General features: G+C 59.1%; 1 pseudogene. It reads left to right on the top strand.

From position 1 onward, the window contains the following. Positions 1–2,268, top strand: a pseudogene (locus IX84_RS33240) (hypothetical protein); the annotation flags it as partial.

Genomic DNA, 2,268 nt, shown 5'->3' with positions numbered 1-2,268 from the left:
ATCACCCTCACACAGGCGCAGAGCCCTGCGCCGGTCGTGGACGTGTCCGGCAACGGGCAGTTCGTGATCGAAGACTGCGCGGAGGACGGCTTTATCGTCTTCTCAGGCCATATTTATGACTGCGAGCTTCAGGCGGGCGATGTGCCCGACGGGCTGATCAGCATCAGCGGCGCGCCACTGGAGCTCACCTACATCCAGGTGAACGAAGGCTATGCGTACTTCGAAGCCACGGGCAACCTGAGCGCCGGCAGCTACCTGATCGTTACCAGCTACGAAGGGGTAACAATAGACCATGCTGTAGAAGTGGTGCAAGGCCCGGACACGCCGGCGGTAATGACAATGCCCGGCAACCTGGCCTACCAGGTGCCGAACTGCGAAGGCGAGGCAGCGGTAAGCTTTGCGGTACAGCTGGAAGACGACTGCGACGAAGACTTCAGCAGCGCGAGCTTCACGGTGAACGGAGCGCCAGCGCCCCCATTCGACGCAGCGCTGTCTGACCCTGCAAACGGCTACTTCGCGTGGAGCCTGAGCCTGAGCCCTGGCGTGTACACCATCGTGGGCACGTACACCGATGGCGGCGGCAATACCACCGAGGCTACGGCTACGGTCACGGTGAATGCAGACGAAGACAATTCGGCCCCAATCATCGTGTACCCATCGCAGAACATTACGGAAGTGCTCGACCCCTGTGGGCCGGACGAGGCAGAAATCTGCTTCCAGGCCACAGCCATTGACGATTGCGAAGGCGATATCGCGCCCACGGTAACGGTGACAGGCCCTGGCGGCGTTGCTGTGCCGGTTACCGCAGACGGTACTACCTATTGCTTCACAGCGGGCCCAGGCCAGTACACGGTGAGCATAGGGGCAGTGGACGCAGCGGGCAACAGCACAAGCGAAGCCTTCGGGGTGTCTGTCACACAAGACGATGCGCCGGAAGCGGACCTGGCGTGCAACGATGATATCAACGTGACGCTGGACGAGAACTGCTCCCGGGTGATCACAGCAGATATGGTGCTGGAAGGCAACTTCGGCTGCCTGGAAGAAGACGACTTCACCATCACCATCGTCAACGATGACAACCCCGCTAACGGCAACATCCTTGACGGGCACGGGCAGTGGATCTACGAGATCACCGGGCCGGACGTAGCAGGCTTCGAGCCATGCTGGGGCTATGTTACCGGCGAAGACAAGACAGCACCAGTTGTTGAGTGCCCGGACAATACAGCTGTAGCGACAATCTCTGAGCCTGTACAGAAGATCCAGGGCGCCCTGGAGACCACTGACGCACAGCTTGAGCTTGCGGACTACTCTTGCTTCCTTGACGGTGCGGGCCCACTGGTAGGCGACCACTACTACGACATCATCGAGTTCCAGGTGAGCGCAGATGATATCTACACGATCTACCTGAACACTTCCTGGGGCGACGGCTTCACTGCACTGTACCAGGGCAGCTTTGATGCGGACAGCCCATGTGAGAATATCCTTTACGCAGCGGACGACAACATCCTTGGCAACGCAGGCCCAATCGGCGGCTTGTTCGACCCACAGGTTCGCGTAACGCTGCCACTGCGTGCGTACGAGACTTACTTCGTGCTGGTTTCCAGCTTTGGCTCAGACGTGACGGGCTCCTACGAGCACACGATCTTCAGCGACGGCAACGGCCTTGTAGGCGCATGGAACTTTACAGAAACGATGCTGCCAGACTGGACGATCCAGTATGACACGACGTTCTCTGCCCTGCCATCGACTACTGAGCAGCTGTCTATCCCGCTGTTCTGTGACGACTTCGGCCAGATCTACGGCGGCGACGCAGGTTCTGTAGCACAGGAGACCGCATTCATCAGCGGCACTTACCAGTGGGTAGGCGCGCCAAGTGCGACGGACAACTGCGACGACAACGTAGACATCACAGCGACGGACAGCTTCACTTCTTCAGGTGACTGTGGCGACGTAGTGATCACGCGCACGTTCACTGCTATTGACGACCAGGGGCTGACAGACGAGTGCCAGCAGCAGATCACGATCCGCAAGCCAACGCTTGACGACGTGAACTTCCCAAGCTTCACAGCAGTGGTAGAGTGCGACGAGGACTACCCAGCGCTAGCGAACGGCAACCCGGCTCCAGAGCTGACTGGCTATCCGTTCATCTTCACAGCGTTCGGCATCTTTGACATTGCTCCGAATTACTGCAACATCGGCGCTTCTTACGAAGACCTGCCAACAGTAGACGAGTGCGAAGGCCGCTTCAAGTTCCGCCGTGAGTGGACC

The sequence above is a fragment of the Phaeodactylibacter xiamenensis genome (genome assembly GCF_000759025.1).
In the GTDB taxonomy this organism is placed as follows: Bacteria; Bacteroidota; Bacteroidia; order Chitinophagales; family Saprospiraceae; genus Phaeodactylibacter; species Phaeodactylibacter xiamenensis.
The sequence above is the reverse complement of the archived record's forward strand: the minus strand, read 5'-3'. Positions and strand labels throughout refer to the sequence as shown.